12 protein-coding genes, 2 tRNA genes and 1 pseudogene are annotated in these 16,567 nt (G+C 30.7%); 9 read left to right on the forward strand and 6 right to left on the reverse strand.

Annotated elements, in window-relative coordinates; all coding sequences use genetic code 11:
* Nucleotides 1–2: 2 nt before the first annotated feature.
* A complete protein-coding gene (gene abc-f / locus AJ884_RS06450; RefSeq protein ID WP_070286509.1) occupies nucleotides 3–1,934 on the forward strand; it encodes a ribosomal protection-like ABC-F family protein in 1,932 nt (643 codons plus the stop codon).
* A gap of 30 nt (nucleotides 1,935–1,964) precedes the next feature.
* Here abc-f and AJ884_RS06455 read toward each other — a convergent pair.
* Nucleotides 1,965–2,039 (reverse strand) — tRNA-Gly (locus AJ884_RS06455).
* 10 nt (nucleotides 2,040–2,049) lie between these two features.
* Nucleotides 2,050–2,136 (reverse strand) — tRNA-Leu (locus AJ884_RS06460).
* A gap of 180 nt (nucleotides 2,137–2,316) precedes the next feature.
* On the opposite strand from AJ884_RS06460, the gene flgL reads away from it, so the two are divergent.
* Nucleotides 2,317–4,566: a flagellar hook-associated protein FlgL gene (flgL, locus tag AJ884_RS06465; protein WP_070286510.1), complete on the forward strand. Its 2,250-nt coding sequence runs from the start codon at nucleotides 2,317–2,319 to the stop codon at nucleotides 4,564–4,566.
* 107 nt (nucleotides 4,567–4,673) lie between these two features.
* A complete protein-coding gene (locus AJ884_RS06470) occupies nucleotides 4,674–7,514 on the forward strand; it encodes an FtsK/SpoIIIE family DNA translocase (RefSeq protein WP_044780499.1) in 2,841 nt (946 codons plus the stop codon).
* An 85-nt stretch (nucleotides 7,515–7,599) separates the two neighbouring features.
* Here the strand turns inward: AJ884_RS06470 and rpsO are convergent, their stop codons facing one another.
* On the reverse strand, nucleotides 7,600–7,872 hold the full coding sequence (gene rpsO, locus AJ884_RS06475; RefSeq protein WP_002852579.1) for a 30S ribosomal protein S15: 273 nt from the start codon (nucleotides 7,870–7,872) through the stop codon (nucleotides 7,600–7,602).
* A 174-nt stretch (nucleotides 7,873–8,046) separates the two neighbouring features.
* On the opposite strand from rpsO, the gene AJ884_RS06480 reads away from it, so the two are divergent.
* The 5 genes from AJ884_RS06480 to AJ884_RS06500 are packed head-to-tail and all read left to right on the forward strand — an operon-like array spanning nucleotide 8,047 to nucleotide 12,528.
* Nucleotides 8,047–8,457, forward strand: a complete 411-nt coding sequence (locus tag AJ884_RS06480) for an Rrf2 family transcriptional regulator (RefSeq protein WP_044780498.1) — start codon at nucleotides 8,047–8,049, stop codon at nucleotides 8,455–8,457.
* Nucleotides 8,444–10,618: a flagellar biosynthesis protein FlhA gene (gene flhA / locus AJ884_RS06485; RefSeq protein ID WP_002890378.1), complete on the forward strand. Its 2,175-nt coding sequence runs from the start codon at nucleotides 8,444–8,446 to the stop codon at nucleotides 10,616–10,618. Before AJ884_RS06480 ends, flhA begins: the two co-directional genes overlap by 14 nt.
* Before the next feature lie 8 nt (nucleotides 10,619–10,626).
* Nucleotides 10,627–11,673, forward strand: a complete 1,047-nt coding sequence (locus AJ884_RS06490; RefSeq protein ID WP_002861508.1) for a DHH family phosphoesterase — start codon at nucleotides 10,627–10,629, stop codon at nucleotides 11,671–11,673.
* A complete protein-coding gene (locus AJ884_RS06495) occupies nucleotides 11,657–11,899 on the forward strand; it encodes a hypothetical protein (protein ID WP_002852415.1) in 243 nt (80 codons plus the stop codon). Before AJ884_RS06490 ends, AJ884_RS06495 begins: the two co-directional genes overlap by 17 nt.
* On the forward strand, nucleotides 11,896–12,528 hold the full coding sequence (locus AJ884_RS06500) for a hypothetical protein (RefSeq protein WP_002861507.1): 633 nt from the start codon (nucleotides 11,896–11,898) through the stop codon (nucleotides 12,526–12,528). Before AJ884_RS06495 ends, AJ884_RS06500 begins: the two co-directional genes overlap by 4 nt.
* Here AJ884_RS06500 and AJ884_RS09975 read toward each other — a convergent pair.
* Complete coding sequence (locus tag AJ884_RS09975) at nucleotides 12,516–12,656, reverse strand: hypothetical protein (protein ID WP_053872213.1); 141 nt, start codon at nucleotides 12,654–12,656, stop codon at nucleotides 12,516–12,518. The two genes, AJ884_RS06500 and AJ884_RS09975, sit on opposite strands and share 13 nt — an antisense overlap.
* A gap of 202 nt (nucleotides 12,657–12,858) precedes the next feature.
* Here AJ884_RS09975 and AJ884_RS06510 point away from each other — a divergent pair, with 202 nt between their 5' ends.
* Nucleotides 12,859–13,845, forward strand: coding sequence for a c-type cytochrome (locus AJ884_RS06510; protein WP_044779283.1), 987 nt, complete (start codon nucleotides 12,859–12,861; stop codon nucleotides 13,843–13,845).
* A 34-nt stretch (nucleotides 13,846–13,879) separates the two neighbouring features.
* On the opposite strand, the gene AJ884_RS06515 is transcribed toward AJ884_RS06510, so the two are convergent.
* Both AJ884_RS06515 and AJ884_RS06520 read right to left on the reverse strand, forming a co-directional pair.
* Nucleotides 13,880–14,521, reverse strand: a complete 642-nt coding sequence (locus AJ884_RS06515; protein WP_044779244.1) for a thiol:disulfide interchange protein DsbA/DsbL — start codon at nucleotides 14,519–14,521, stop codon at nucleotides 13,880–13,882.
* Nucleotides 14,522–14,608: 87 nt separating this feature from the next.
* A pseudogene (locus tag AJ884_RS06520) lies at nucleotides 14,609–16,472 on the reverse strand (aryl-sulfate sulfotransferase).
* Nucleotides 16,473–16,567: the final 95 nt, after the last annotated feature.

A 16,567-nucleotide genomic window follows, 5' to 3' on the forward strand; every position in this document is an offset into this window, starting at 1 on the left:
AAATGGCTCTTATAGATTTAATTGAAGCTTCAAAAAAATTTGGAGACAAAATAGTTTTAAATGAAGTAAATTTTAGCGCAAACGAGGGAGAAAAGATTGCCATTATAGGCAAAAATGGAGAAGGAAAATCTACTTTTTTAAAAACGCTTTTAGGCGCACTTCCTTTAGATAGCGGTAGAGTAATAAGACAAAATGGAAAAAGCATAGCCATGCTTTCACAAACCGTTGATTTTAACGCAAATTTAAGTGTAAAAGAAGCCATCAAGCAAGAGCTTGCAGAAATTTACAATGCCTTAGAAGAATATGAAATACTGCATAAAAAATTAGAAGAAGATCCTAGCAATAAAGATTATCTTAAAAAAATAGATACGCTTATGACTTTGATTGATAGTAAAGATGCTTGGAATATAGAATCTAAAATAATACGCGTTTTAAAAGAATTTAGTTTGCTTGAGTATGAAAATCGTATTATATCTACTTTAAGTGGTGGAGAAATACGCCGCGTTGGCCTTTGCATACTTTTACTAAAAAATCCTGATATTTTATTGCTTGATGAGCCAACTAATCATTTAGATGTATATATGACAAGCTTTTTAGAAGAATTGCTAAAAAATTCAAAGATGTGTGTGATTTTTATTTCCCATGATAGATATTTTATTAACGCTATAGCACACAAGTGTATAGAAGTGGAGCAGGGTAAACTTAGTATTTTTAAAGGCGGATATGCAAACTATTTAGAGAAAAAAACACAAATTTTGCAAAGCCTTGCTAAGAGCCATGAAACTCTTTTAAAGCAATTAAAAAGCGAAGAAGAATGGCTTAGAAGAGGGGTTAAGGCAAGACTTAAAAGAAATGAAGGACGAAAAGAACGCATTTTTAAAATGCGTGAAGAAGCGAAAAAAAATCCCGGAGCAATCAAACGCTTAAAACTTGAAATTTCAAGAGCGGCCTTAAATTTTAATGGAGGAAAAACGATCAATCGTAAAAAAATGCTTTTTGAGCTTAAAAATATAAGCAAAAATATAAACAATAAAAATCTTTTTAAAGATTTTTCAACGCGCATTTTACAAGGTGAACGCATAGCTATCGTAGGAAGAAATGGTTGTGGAAAATCGACATTGTTAAAAATTCTTCTAGGGCAAATAAAACAAGATAGCGGTGAAATAAAACGCGGAGAGCTTAAGATAGGATATTTTGATCAAGCTAGAAGCTTGGTAAATTCTGATAAAAGCTTGCTTGAAATTTTTTGTCCCAATGGTGGAGATAGGGTTGAAGTTCGTGGTAAAAATATGCATGTTTATGGATATTTGAAAAATTTTTTATTTCCTAAGGAATTTTTAGATAAAAGTGTGGCTCTTTTAAGTGGTGGAGAGAAAAATCGCGTTGCTTTAGCCTTGCTTTTTACTAAAGAATATGATGTTTTGATTTTAGATGAGCCAACTAATGATCTTGATATAGCTACGATTAATATACTAGAAGAATACTTACTTAGTTTTGAAGGGGCTATTTTGCTAGTATCACACGATAGATATTTTGTTGATAAAATCGCAACAAAACTTTATGCTTTTGAGGGAAATGGATATATAAATATTTTACACACTCTTTATACTGAATATCTTGAAAATGAAAAAGAAATTGAAGAATTGGATAATTTTGCTTTAGAGCTTCAAACCCAAGAGCAAAATAATAACCAAAAAGAAAAAAGCTCTAAAAAATTAAGCTACAAAGAAAATGAGATATTAAAAAACCATCCTGAAAAAATAGATTTTTTAGAGCAAAAGATAGCTAAATTAAATCAAGATTTATCCGATCCAAATGTATATCAAGAAATAGGTATTAACAAGCTTTATCAAGAGCTTGAAGTAATGCAAAAAGAACTTGGAATTCTAGAAAATGAGTATTTTTTAGTATTAGAGAAAAGTGAGAATTTATAATTAATAAAGATTTTATATTTTTTTACTCTATGGAGCGGGAAACGAGATTCGAACTCGCGACCCCAACCTTGGCAAGGTTGTGCTCTACCCCTGAGCTATTCCCGCAAAAAATAAGTGGTGCCCGAGGTCGGACTCGAACCGACACAAGGTTGCCCTTACCAGATTTTGAGTCTGGCGCGTCTACCAGTTTCACCACTCGGGCTCATTTTTAAGATTTAAAGTTGAAATTATACTTTTTTAGACTAAAAAATACTTTAAAAATAAAAAGTATTTTCAAAAAGATTATATAAAATTATGTAATTTAAATTTTTGGAACAGTTATTGCTTTTGTTTATTAGCAATGTTTGAAAAGATTTTAACTTTAATACTTTAGAGGAAAAAAATGAGAATTACAAATAAACTTAATTTCACAAATAGTGTGAATAATTCTATGGGTGGTCAAAGTGCTTTATATCAGATATCTCAACAACTTGCTTCAGGTTTAAAAATACAAAATTCATATGAAGATGCAAGCATTTATATAGATAATACGCGTCTTGAATATGAAATTAAAACATTAGAACAAGTAAAACAAGCAACAAACAGTGCAAAAGAAATGACTCAAAACAGCATGAAAGCTTTGCAAGATATGGTAAAACTTCTTGAAGATTTTAAAGTTAAAGTAACTCAAGCTGCAAGTGATGGGAACTCTCAAACTTCAAGGGAGGCTATAGCAAAAGAATTAGAACGCATAAAAGAGAGTATAGTTCAGCTTGCAAATACTAGCGTTAATGGTCAGTATCTTTTTGCAGGCTCACAAGTTGCAAATAAACCTTTTGATTCCAATGGTAATTATTATGGAGATAAAAATAATATCAATGTAGTAACTGGAGCTGGAACTGAAAGTCCTTATAATATACCTGGATGGGATTTATTTTTCAAAGCAGATGGAGACTATAAAAAACAAATTACTACTAATATCAGTTTTACAGATAATCGTTATACAGATAAAGATAAACAAGAATATTTAAACGGGGATTCTGCTTGGAAGCAGCTTATCGGGCAAAATTATGTAAAAGATGGAAAATTAGATCCGGATATAGATTTTGAAGATAAAGACCGAAAACTTAATTTTCCACCTTCAACACTCTATGTTCAAGGAACAAAACCAGATGGAACAAGCTTTAAAAGTGCAGTTTTAGTAAAACCAGATGATAAAATAGAAGATGTATTAGAGCAAATTGGTGCACTTTATGGCAACACTGCTAATAATAAAGTTGTAGAAGTAAGCATCAATAATAGTGGTCAAATTCAAATCACAGATTTAAAACAAGGCAATAATAAATTAGACTTTCATGCCGTAGCCTATACTCCACAAATGGACAAAACAGAAAGTTTCAAAGCAATGGAAAAATTTGTTAAGGATAATGATCTTAACATGGATAATGTTACCAATGCTGTTATGCAAGAGGCTATGAAAAATGGTGATATTACCAATCCAACTAGTCCAGTTACTATTAAATTAACAGGAAAAGATGGAAAAGAGCAAGAGTTTACCTTTAGTTTAGCTCAAACTGATTTTATTAAAAGCAATATGACTGATTCAGCTGGCAACAAAGCCAATGGTGCAGATTATGATAATGTTTATTTTGAAAAAGATGGAAATACTGTTTATGGTAATGTTTCTCAAGTTATTAAAGGAAGTAATGCTTATGCAACTGATTCAACCAAACTTAGCGAGGTAATGGCAGGAAATAGTCTAAATGGTACTACTTTAAATTTAAAAGTCAATTCCAAAGGTGGAAATTCTTACGATGTTACTATAAATTTACAAACTTCAACTGTAAGCTATCCTGATCCTAATATTCCAGGTCAAACCATAAGTTTTCCTATAACCCATACTGATCCTGCAACTGGAAATAGTGGAGTTGTTACAGGATCAAATGATATTACTTATGGTCAAATCAATGATATTATAGGTATGTTTGCCGCAGATAAAATTCCAACCCAAAGCATAACAGCTACAAATGGAAAAGTTGATGCAAATGGTTATAATAGTTTACAACAACTCATGAAAGATTCTCAAGCTACTGTTGATGTAAGCATGGATTATAAAGGTCGCATTAGCGTTACCGATAAGCTATCCTCAGGAACCAACATAGGAATTTCTTTAACTGATTCTCAAAGTGGACATTTTCCGCAACCACCTTATACTACAACTGCGCAAGTAGAGAATGGTCCAAATTTTAGTTTTAGTGCCAATAATGCTTTAGTTATAGATGAACCAAATGTTGATCTTATAAAAGATTTAGATACTATGATAGATGCGGTTTTAAGTGGTAATATGAGAGCCGATGGAAATTCGGCCGATCCAAGAAATACCGGAATGCAAGGAGCTTTAGAAAGACTCGATCATTTAGCAGATCATATCAGCAAGCTTAATACAACCATGGGAGCTTATCATAATACTATAGATGGTGTCAATACTCGAGTAAATTTCTTAAGCGTAAATGTGCAAAGCATTAAGTCAAATGTTATTGATGTAGATTATGGTGAAGCTATGATGAATTTAATGCAAGTTCAACTTGCATATCAAGCTTCTCTTAAGGCTAGTACAACAATTTCTCAACTTAGCTTATTAAATTATATGTAAAAATTTATGGTATAATTTGGCTTTGATTTTATTTTTAAGGAAAGAATATTAAAAAAGAAGCCATTTTTACCAGCTCTACACTTGTTATTTTTTATATTTGTCTTTGTATGCTAGCACCTAGCATGGGAGAATGGGTTTACAAGGCTAATTTATTTTTATTTGGAGAATTTGGGTATTATTATCCATTTTTTTTACTTGTGTTAAATTATCTTTACTATAGAAAAAATTATAAAATAGAAAATTTTAAGCGTAGAGAGCTTTTTGGTTTTTCTTTGGCCTTTTTTTCTACTTTGCTTTTATTTTCTGTCTTTTATAGAGAGTTTGGGTATATTTTAGAAATTGTATATGGATTTTTTTCTATAATCTTAGGACATACAGGGAGTGGAATTTTTGCTCTTTTACTTTTGCTATTTTCTTTGATCTTATTGTTTCCGAAATTTGCAAAAGAAATTTTAAAAATAGAATTAGATTTTACTTTTTTATTAAAAGTAGAGCAAGCTTTTAAATCTTTACTTATGCGTGTATTTGGCGGAGAAAATGAGAAAGAAGATGTAGGTAAATCAGAACCTATGGCTCCAAAATTAAATATTTTGCAAGATAGTATTTATGAGAATTTGCAAATAAATAAAAAAGAAAAAACCAATAACTTAGAACAGATAATCAAAGATTGCAATATCAATGCAAGTAAAAATTCAATTACCACAGCTAAGGAAAACTTTGAAAAACTAAAAAATCAAATTTTAGATGAAACCATAGAGATTGATACACAAAGCTTAAAAGAATCAAGAAGTTTTGTTTATGAGCATTCTCAACAAGTGCGAAATTTCGCACAAAAGGCTAGCAAAATGAGCATTAGCCTTGATGAAGATTTTAATTTTATTTCAGAAGAAGGGGTAGATATGATTCCTGAACGTTTTTTAAAACCTAAAAAACTTGAAGATATAAAGCAAATAGATACAAATAAAAATTTAGATGAGCCAAGTTATAAGCGTAAAAATATTGAAATTCCAGTTTCTAAACAGGAAGTTAAACCAAAAATTTTCACAAAAGAGCTTGAACTTAGAGAGAATTTGATAAAAAAAGAAAAACTAGAACAAGAATACAAAGCCTATCAAAATGAAATTTTAGAAAATAAAGTAAAACAAGAAATTAAAAAATTAGAAGAATATGATGCGATAAATTCAAGCGATATTATAGAAGGGAATAAATACAGTTTTAATAACTCAAAGACAATCAAAACAGAAACAGAAGAATCAAACAAAATAAATGAAAATAAAAATCCAGATAAAGCAGACAATATCTTCGAATTTACTCCTATTGTAGAAGAGTTAAATCATCCTTATATAGAACCTACTCCTATAAAAAATATAAATGAAATAGTTATAGAAGAAAAAAATACACTCGATTTTATCCAAAATACAGAAATTAAAATCGATAATGAAAAAACAAATGATCAAGAAATTAAACTTCAAAAAGCAGTTTTAGCCAAAGAAATTGCTATTAACCAAGCTTTATTGCGTGAAATAGAGCAGGGTGAGATAGAAAAACCAAAAGATTTCACCTTGCCACCATTAGATTTTTTAGCTAATCCAAAAGAGCATAGACAAGAAATCAATGAAAGTGAAATAGATAAAAAAATTTATAATCTTCTTGAAAAGTTGCGTCGTTTTAAAATAGGTGGCGATGTTATAAGCACTTATGTTGGTCCTGTTGTAACTACTTTTGAATTTCGTCCTAGCGCAGATGTAAAAGTAAGTCGTATTTTAAATTTACAAGATGATTTAACTATGGCTTTAATGGCAAAATCAATCCGTATTCAAGCTCCAATACCAGGAAAAGATGTTGTAGGCATAGAAGTCCCAAATGATGAAATTCAAACTATTTATCTAAGAGAAATTTTACAAAGCGAAGTTTTTAAAAATGCTAAAAGTCCTTTAACTATAGCTTTGGGCAAAGATATAGTAGGCAATGCTTTTGTAACCGATCTTAAAAAACTTCCGCATTTACTCATCGCAGGAACTACAGGTAGCGGTAAAAGTGTGGGGATAAATTCTATGCTTTTAAGTCTTTTATATCGTAACTCTCCTAAAACCTTGCGTTTGATGATGATAGATCCTAAGATGCTTGAATTTAGCATTTATAATGATATTCCTCATCTTTTAACTCCTGTTATCACAGATCCAAAAAAAGCGGTCAATGCGCTTTCAAATATGGTGGCTGAAATGGAAAGACGCTATCGTTTAATGGCAGATGCAAAAACCAAAAATATAGAAAATTACAATGAAAAAATGAAAGAATTAGGTAGCGAAGAGCTCCCTTTTATTGTAGTAATTATTGATGAACTTGCCGATTTGATGATGACTGCGGGTAAAGATGTAGAATTTTATATAGGAAGACTTGCACAAATGGCAAGAGCAAGTGGAATTCACTTGATTGTAGCTACACAACGACCTTCTGTTGATGTTGTAACAGGGCTGATCAAAGCGAATTTGCCAAGTAGAATTTCTTATAAAGTAGGGCAAAAAGTTGACTCTAAAGTTATTTTAGATGCTATGGGTGCTGAGAGTTTACTTGGAAGAGGGGATTGTTTATTTACTCCTCCTGGAACAAGCTCTATAGTGCGTTTGCATGCGCCTTTTGCAAGCGAATTTGAAATAGAAAAAATCGTGGATTTTCTAAAGGATCAACAAAGCGTAGAATATGATGAAAGCTTTTTAAAAGATCAGCAAAGCGTGGGTGTTACAACAAATGAAAGCTTTGATGGGGAAGTAGATGAGCTTTATGAAGAAGCCAAAAGAGTGATCTTAGAAGATGGAAAAACAAGCATTTCTTATTTGCAACGCCGTTTAAAAATCGGCTATAACCGCTCTGCAAATATTATTGAACAACTTACGCAAAACGGGATTTTAAGCGAACCTGATGCCAAAGGACAAAGGGAAATCTTGTAAGATTTTTCTTGTATTTTTGATATATAAAACTGATTACAAAAGAAGAAATTTAAAAAGAAAAAGCCCCGTAAAAAGGGCTTAAAAATTATTTATCTCTAAGATTTAATTCAGTAATTAACTTACTATAAGAATTATAATCTTTTCTTTTAAGATAAGATAAAAGTCTTTTTCTTTGACCTACAAGTTTTAGAAGTCCTAGTCTTGATGAAAAGTCTTTTTTGTAGATTTTTAAATGTTCTGTAAGTTCTGCAATTCTTGCAGTTAAAAGAGCTACTTGAACTTCTGTTGAACCAGTATCACCTGGTTTTTTAGCGAATTTCGCAACTATTTCTGCTTTTTTGGCCGAATCCAAAGCCATGATAGACCTCCTGATTGGTAAAATAATAAAATTAAAGAACTGTAATTTTATCTTAAAAAGCAAAAAATAAACTGAATTTATCCTTTTTAGAAGGTTTTGTCAAAATTTAAGTCTTTTTCTAAGAATTATTTATTATAATTACAGCTATTTCTGTAGTTATAATAAGGAGAATTTGTGCTATTTACCAAAGCTAGCGAATACGCTTTACTTTCTTTAATTTATATTTCTCAAAAAGAAGCACCTCAAGATGTAGATTCTTTAGCTTTAGAGCTTGATATTCCCAAAAGTTTTTTAGCTAAAATTTTACAAACTTTAGCTAAAGATGGCTTGTTAAAATCCTTTAAAGGGGCAAAAGGTGGTTTTGCATTAATCAAAGAACCAAATCAATATACTATAAAAGAAATTGTTAATAGTGCTGAAAAAAAGGATATCAGTGTATTTGAATGCAGCGGTGGTACTTGTCCAAATAATAAAGAAAAAAATTGCACCTTAATGCCTATGTTAGTAAATTTACAAAATAAAGTAGATGAATTTTTAGATTCTATTACTTTAGAAGATATTATGAAAAATAATGGCAAAAAATAAAATAGTCGATTTAGTTTTTCCTTTTTTGGGGCCTTTAATTGCTCCTGTTTTAAAAGCTAAAAGCTTAACTATTGTTGGTTTTTTAGTTTGCATTTTAGCTATTATTATAGTTCCTTTACCAAGTCCTATTTTGGACTTTTTCTTAGCTTTAAGTATAGCTTTATCGGTATTAATTATTTTAATTTCTATTTATATACCTAAACCGACAGATTTAACAACTTTTCCAACTTTAATCTTGATTATTACTTTATTTAGACTTTCTTTAAATATAGCTACTACAAGGATGATTTTAAGCGAAGGGCAAAACGGCCCTGAAGCTGTGAGTGAGATTATAGCAGCATTTGGAGAATTTGTTGTTGGTGGAAATATGGTCATTGGTGTGATTGTATTTTGTATCTTAGTATTGATTAATTTCATGGTTGTAACAAAAGGTAGTACAAGGGTTTCTGAAGTACAAGCAAGATTTACACTTGATGCAATGCCGGGTAAACAAATGGCTATTGACGCGGATTTAAATGCAGGACTTATCGATGAACAAACCGCTAGAGCAAGACGTCAAGAAGTTATTGCTGAAGCAAACTTCTATGGTGCAATGGATGGTTCTTCTAAATTTATCAAAGGAGATGCTGTTGCAGGAATTATCATAACTATTATAAATATCATAGGTGGTTTTTTAATAGGATCTTTTCAGCACGATATGGCTTTAAGCGATGCTGCATCTACTTATACTATTTTAACCATAGGCGATGGACTTGTATCGCAAATTCCAGGGCTTATTACTTCTACTGCAACCGCTATAATTATCACTCGTGCAAGCAAAGATGAGGAAAATTTTGCAGAAGGAACTTTAACTCAACTTTTAAGTGAATATCGCACACTTTTAATAGTAGGTTTTGTACTTTTTATCTTTGCGTTAGTACCTGGTTTGCCAACTTTATCCTTGGGCTTTATGGCTTTAGTTTTTTTAAGTCTTGGCTATCTTACCAAGCAGGTTAAGGAAGGTAAAATTGATATAACCACAGTTAAAAAAAGCAAACCAAGTGCCGCAGCTGCATCTCAAAGTGGAGCAGGTGGGACAACGGCAGCACCTGCTAAGAAAAGCGAAGAGGAAATTCTCAAAGAAGAAGAGTACAAGATTAACGACATACTCAAAGTTGAAATTTTAGAACTTGAACTTGGATACGGACTTATTAAGCTTGCTGAAAACGAACTTACAGAAAGAATTCGCTCAATGAGAAGAAGTATTGCTGAAAGTTTAGGATTTTTAATGCCAAAAATAAGAATAAGAGATAATTTAAGACTTAAACCAAATGAGTATAGTTTTAAACTCAAGGGCGTGTCTATAGCAAGTGCTGAAATTTATCCGGATAAATATTTAGCCATGGATAGTGGTTTTATCACAGAAGAGATAGAAGGGATTGCTACAAAAGAACCTGCTTTTAACTCTGATGCACTTTGGATTGATGCGAATTTAAAAGATGAAGCAACATTAAATGGCTATATAGTAATAGATCCTGCAAGTGTTATTTCAACACATATGAGCGAACTTATCAAAGCACACGCAAGCGAACTTCTTACACGCCAAGAGGTGCAAAATCTTCTTGATAAGGTTAAAAATGATTATCCAATCATTGTAGAAGGTGCTTTAGGTGTTGCACCTGTAAGTCTTATTCAAAAAATTCTCAAAGACTTGCTTAAGCATCACATACCAATTAAAGATATGCTTACTATTTTAGAATCTGTAAGCGATATAGCAGAAGTAAGCAAGAGTTTTGATATGATTATTGAACATGTAAGGGCGTCTTTAGCTAGGATGATTACAAATATGTATTTAGATGATAAAGGAAATTTGGATATTTTTATCTTAGACTCTGCTAGCTCTGCAGTTTTAATGGAAAATGTACAATTTAGAGATGGAAGTTATCACTTGCCTTTAAGTGTAGCTCAAACAGGCACTTTAGTAGATACTCTAAGGGCTGAAGTTGCCGCGGTAGCAAATGGTCGTATCAAGCCTTTTATACTTTGCGTTGAACCGCAACTTAGAAAATTCATTGCTGATATTTGTTATAATTTTAGCATTAATATAGTAGTGTTAAGTTTTGCAGAAATTGCAGAAAATACAAATTTTAATACCGAGGGTATTATTAGGATAGAACTTTAAGGAATATAATGAAAATTTATCATCTTTCGCACACAGATCTTGATGGTTATGCTTGTCAATTTGTAGTAAATTTTTATTTTAAAAATGTGAAATTTTATAATTCTAATTATGGTAAAGAAATTAATGAAAATTTTAACTCTATTATAGGCGATATAGAAAAAGATGAAAATTTCGGAAAAGCTATTATTCTAATAACAGATTTAAATTTAAATTTAAATCAATGCGAAGAATTTGAAAAAATTTGTAAAGAGAAAAATATTAAAATTTTTCTTCTTGATCATCATCAGAGTGGTGAAGAATGCGCTCAAAAATATTCTTGGTATTTACTTGATTCTAAAAGATGTGCAACTAAAATCGTTTATGATTTTTTCTCTAAAATCTGCACCCCAGTTTTAAAACTTTCAAAATTTGTTGATGTAGTTAATGCTGTTGATATTTGGCTAAGCGAGGATGAAAATTTTGAACTTGGAAAGGTTTTTTTAGGCTTGATTGCCAATGCAAAAGAAATAAATCGCGTAATGTTTAAAGAATCGCAAATTGATTATATGTTTTTCTTGCTTGATAAGGCTTGGAAATTTATAGGAAAAGAAAATGCGAATATTTTACTCGATAATGCTACTCATTTTATAAAAAAGGATTATTTTGCCAGAAAAAATGATGATACTCTTTCTAATTTAATTTCTTATTTTGTAGTTGAAAAACTAAGTGAGCTAAAAGAAAATTTCAGTATAGAATATGAAGGCCATAAAGGCATCTTAACTTCAAATATAGGCAATACTTCTGTTATTGGAAATGATTTTTTAGTAAAAAATCCTGATTATGACTTTTTTATTGATGTTAGTTCTAGAAAAACCTTAAGTTTTCGTGCAAATGGAAAAATAGATGTAAGTTTAATGGCTAAAAATTTAGTAGGTGGTGGTGGACATAAAAATGCTAGTGGTGGACTTTTTGCGACATTTAAAGATGGAGCAAATTATAATCATATTAAGGCTCAAATTATTGATTTAATTAAAAGCAAAGAACTTAAAAAGGAAAACAATGAATCAAAACAATAATAAAACCTTAAAAAATGAACTAGAAGATTTACAATATGAGCTTAGCATAGTTTTAGAAGCTATGCTTTTATACGCTGGAGTTAAAAGAGAAAAATTAGAAAATGCAATAGAAGCTTATATCGATAATATAGATAATGTGCTCGAAAATTCGAACAAAGAAGGGGTTGATGAAATTTTAGAAGTCGTGGAATTTCTAAAAAATAAATACAAAGATTTTTTTCAATGAAAAAGTGTATTTTATTTTTTTTTAGTTTATATTCTTTAAGTTTTGCTAATATTTACGAAAAATTAAATGATTTTGCTTATGAAAAAAAACCGAACAAAGATTTTAAGATTCAAGAAGTTAAATTAGTACAATTTTCACAAGAAAATAAAGATTGCCTTGAGCTTTTAATAGAAGCTGGTCAAGTTAGAATTTTAAATAGCTATAACTCTTGTCAAAAATTATCTAAAGATAAAAGTTTTCAAAAATTTCTTAATGAAGATTTTTTAAAACTTTATAAAAATAATGGATACTTGATTAATGAAAATTTACAAAATTTGAAAAATACCATGCAGGATATTATGATATATTATAAACTCCGATATTCTTTTAGTAAAGATGTAAAAGATATGAGTAAAGATAAGAATTTGGATGTTTTAAATATAGATGAAAAAGATGGCGGTACTTTGCTTTATAAAATCAACAATCAAGCTTGCGTTGGAATAGAACTTACAAGACATGACTCAAGAATGGCTATGAAAATATACGGAATAGAAAATTTGGATAAAGAGTGCAAACTATTTATCCAATCGCCTTCTTTTAAAGATCTTTCTTACACAAAAAAAGATTTTAAGTGGTATTATTTAGAATAAATAAATGCTTTAATTTTTAAATAAAAATTTTTAAAAATCACACTTAAAGTAAAAGTATCTTGCCTTCCAAGATTTTGAAAAACGCAGTTATCTAAGTCTTTTTTTTCTTGAATGCTTAAATTTTTCATTAAACCAACCTTTAAAAATATTGCAAGCTTCAATTTTATCAAAAAAAACTTTATTTTTATTTTAAAGTTTTAATTATAAGGCAAATAAATATTGTTTTAAGAATTTGAAGTTTTTTATTGAAATATTATTAACTTTTATTGACTTTTTTGAAGCAAAGTTATATACTGAATTCGAATTAGACAAATTTAAGGAGGAAAAACGATGAATAAATTTTCTATAGTTTTAACTTTGTTGTTATGTGGAAGTTGTGCTTTAGCCTTAGATCCAAATTTGGAAAAAACTAAGAGTGCAACAGGTATTGATCTACCTACTGCCAAATGGAATTTACCTAAGGCTTTAAATGAAGATGGTACTATAGATGAAACTAAAATGCCAAAAAATTCAGAATATAGCAAAATGGTTATTTTGGGAAATAAAATTCTTAATGAAACAAGTAAATATGTAGGTCCACAGGCCAAAGATCCTAAAAAAAGATTTGCGGGAAATAATCTTTCTTGTTCAAGTTGCCATGCTAATGGTGGAAGTGTACAAAATCAATCAGGTTTTGTAGGAATTTGGGCAAGATTTCCACAATATAATGCCAGAGGAGATAAAGTAATTACCTTAGCAGATAGGATCAATGGCTGTTTTGAACGCTCTATGAATGGCAAAAGAATGCCTAGTGATGCGCCTGAAATGAAAGCCATGCTAACTTATATGCAATGGTTATCTCAAGGAGTTCCAGTAGGAGCTAAGATAGAAGGGCAGGGGCTTAAGAAGATAGATTTCATCTCGAGAGCAGCTGATCCTAAAAAAGGTAAGGCAATTTATATGGATAAATGTGCCGTTTGTCATCAAGAAAATGGATTAGGGCTTAAAAATGAGGATAGTGCAGGGGCGTATTATCTTTATCCACCACTTTGGGGCAATGATAGTTATAATACAGGAGCTGGAATGTATCGTCTTATCAAAGCTGCTTCTTATATTAAAGAAAATATGCCTCAAGGTGCGCCTGACTTAAGTCTTGAAGATGCTTATGATGTAGCAGCTTACATGAATTCACAAGCTCGCCCTATTAAAGCAAATAGAGATAAAGACTTTCCAGATAGAAAGGTTAAACCTTTAGATATGGATGTAGGACCTTATGATGATAGCTTTTCTACAACCCAACATCGCTATGGACCTTATACAAATATGATCAAAAAATAATTTTAAGGCAATTTTTATTGCCTTAAAAAATTTATTATTTCATATTGCTTAATTTTTTAACTAGATCTTCTAAATCTTGCATCGAATTGATTGCACTTGGGTTAATTTGATATTTTCCATTAACAACAAAAGCAGGGGTGCCATAGGTTTTAGCTATATCATTAGCTCTTTGAAACTCGCTTAAAATTTCTTTAGCTTTTGGGGTATTTAAAAAATTTAATACTTCATTTTTATTTACATTCATAGCCTTTAAACCTATGTCGTAAAATTCATCTAAATTCGAAAAATTTCTTTGCTTGTTTAAAAAATAAGAAACAAAATAAACATCAGCAAGTTTATGAGATAAACTATCAGAATAACTCGCGTCTTTACCATTTTGCTCATCTTTGTATTGAGCAAAGGCAAAAAGATCATTCATTTCTTTGGAAAAATCTCCATTCATTAAACTTACAGGATAGAGTTTAAAATGCAAATTTGGAAAAGCTTCTCTTAGTTTTTCAAGGGTTCCAAATTTATGATGATTATAACAATGTATACATTTATAAGAAAATGCTTCTATTACACTATTTTCGGAGTTGGGTAAATTTGGATTAAGAGTAATAAAACTATTATTTGCTAACGCAAAACTTGAGCAAAATACAAGCGCTAAAACAAATTTGCAAAAAAAATTACGCATACTATATCCTTGATTAAATAAAATTTTCAGAGATAATTTTATTTAAAAAAAATAAATAAGCCCAAATTTATTTTTGGGCTTATTGTTTTATTTTTTAGGATTGAATGCTTGATCAACGCTAAAAGGCATTGCTTGATAACCCGTGCCTGAACCGCTAAATTGAATTTGAACCGAAGGCTCCTTAGCACCCCAGTTAAATTCATCAATTTCAGGTTTTGGCTCTCCAAGACTTACACCTTTGCTAAGATCAAAAGCCATTCCAGCTGTTGCGCTATAAACCATAATAGAATCTTTATCTGGTTCATATTGAGTTAGAGAAGTTACAGGAGAAAACCATTCATTTCCACGATTTTTACCATATTCCCAAATTTGTTCCACAGTTTTATTTTGCTGATCGATTTTATAAATTACAGCACGAGAATATTTTTGACTTGCAAACGCAGGTTGTTCAGCTCCTCTTGCATCACCATTATCAAAAACACTTATATAAATATAACGCTTGTTTGATTTACTATCAATTCTCCAGCCTGTATGTTGCGTCCAAGTGAAATCAAATCCACCATTGTCATTTTCATAACCTGGGCATTTGCTATAATCATCATCACAAACAATTTTTTTGCCATTTTTATCTACAGGTTGCAATAAATATTTTTGAAATTCTTTATTCCACCCTTTATGTGCCCCTAAAATCCATTTTATTTTTTTTATCACGACCAATTTTAACAACAGCACTTTGATGGCGACTAGAAATAATAATACTATCATCACTTGGATCATAATCAACGCTATTTACATGAGCCCAATTCCTACCTATACCTGCACCTGCTATATCTCCAAATTTGTCGCTTTCATCCATTTTGGCAAGTTCTTCATCGCTTAAAGTTTTACCCGCTTTGCTTGCATCTATATTTAAACACACTGCACCTTGATCTAAAGCTTTGATAATAGTACTTCTATAAGGATCTAAAATCTCATACAATCTCCAATCATCAACAACATTACCATTCTCATCTACTTCTATAATAGTATCACGCACTGTGCGTACATGCTTACCATCTGGACGCAAAGTATTTGCTGAAGCTACTCTTAATAAATAATGCCCATTTTGCATATTGTCCATAGCATGAGAAAAATCTATATAGGTAGCAGGTAATTTGCGATTGAAAATTTCTCTTCCTAAGATATCGTATTTTACATATCTTTGACCAAATCCCCAAGTTAAAGCTCCATCTTTGTTTTGATGAAAACCCATCATAATTCCACGATTGTAAATATTATCCCAGTTCATTAGTTTATCGTTATCAAAATACCATCTGATTTCACCCTTAGTATCTATGATAAAGACATTTGAATTTTCATCCCATTCCATAGCACCACCTACAGGATTATTCCATACAGATTGTGAGCCTTTGCCAGATTGTTTTCCAGGAGCATTATTTACTAAATATAGCCTATCTGAAAATTTTGGATCCATTTTTAATACTTTCACATTTTCAAAAGGAGTTCCTCTTTGATCAGTACTTCCACTTGGTTCTATGCTAACCCCTGGAGTTGTAATTTTATAAATCTCATCAATGACTTTTTGACTTTTACCATTTGCAGTTTTAGTATAACTTACCTTTACTGTATTTAAATAAGAAGGATAAAGTCCAAAAATAGGAATTCCACCATAAGTCTTAGCCATTTTAGAATTCACATTATAAGAAATAGTTTGACCATTTGGTTTAGGAACAATGGTTACTTTTATATCACTTAAGACATAACCATTATCCATAATAATAGCGGTCAAAGGAGACAATCCATAAGGATTCATTTTAATCGCACCTATTTGTCCTTGAATTTGCCAATCTATTTTCGCTCCACTAGGACCACCCATGGCCATTAAAGCATTAGGTGCAAGTAGGGTAGAACCCGCCAAAAGTGCCATACAAAGAGTTTTGCTAAGTCTCATGATCAATCCTTTAAAATTATTTAAGCCATCCTAAGATAGCTTAATAAAATTTTAATAATACACAACAAAAATAATTTGTTGCGTATTTTAAGAGT

It is taken from the genome of Campylobacter sp. BCW_6463, from assembly GCF_001762785.1.
Classification (GTDB): Bacteria; Campylobacterota; Campylobacteria; order Campylobacterales; family Campylobacteraceae; genus Campylobacter_D; species Campylobacter_D jejuni.

Excerpts from the sequence above, each read along its gene's own strand:
- abc-f (WP_070286509.1), top strand. The coding sequence starts at position 3 with ATGGCTCTTATAGATTTAATTGAAGCTTCAAAAAAATTTGGAGACAAA.
- flgL (WP_070286510.1), top strand. The coding sequence starts at position 2,317 with ATGAGAATTACAAATAAACTTAATTTCACAAATAGTGTGAATAATTCT.
- AJ884_RS06470 (WP_044780499.1), top strand. The coding sequence starts at position 4,674 with ATGCTAGCACCTAGCATGGGAGAATGGGTTTACAAGGCTAATTTATTT.
- rpsO (WP_002852579.1), bottom strand. The coding sequence starts at position 7,872 with ATGGCTTTGGATTCGGCCAAAAAAGCAGAAATAGTTGCGAAATTCGCT.
- flhA (WP_002890378.1), top strand. The coding sequence starts at position 8,444 with ATGGCAAAAAATAAAATAGTCGATTTAGTTTTTCCTTTTTTGGGGCCT.
- AJ884_RS06490 (WP_002861508.1), top strand. The coding sequence starts at position 10,627 with ATGAAAATTTATCATCTTTCGCACACAGATCTTGATGGTTATGCTTGT.
- AJ884_RS06495 (WP_002852415.1), top strand. The coding sequence starts at position 11,657 with ATGAATCAAAACAATAATAAAACCTTAAAAAATGAACTAGAAGATTTA.
- AJ884_RS06500 (WP_002861507.1), top strand. The coding sequence starts at position 11,896 with ATGAAAAAGTGTATTTTATTTTTTTTTAGTTTATATTCTTTAAGTTTT.
- AJ884_RS09975 (WP_053872213.1), bottom strand. The coding sequence starts at position 12,656 with ATGAAAAATTTAAGCATTCAAGAAAAAAAAGACTTAGATAACTGCGTT.
- AJ884_RS06510 (WP_044779283.1), top strand. The coding sequence starts at position 12,859 with ATGAATAAATTTTCTATAGTTTTAACTTTGTTGTTATGTGGAAGTTGT.
- AJ884_RS06515 (WP_044779244.1), bottom strand. The coding sequence starts at position 14,521 with ATGCGTAATTTTTTTTGCAAATTTGTTTTAGCGCTTGTATTTTGCTCA.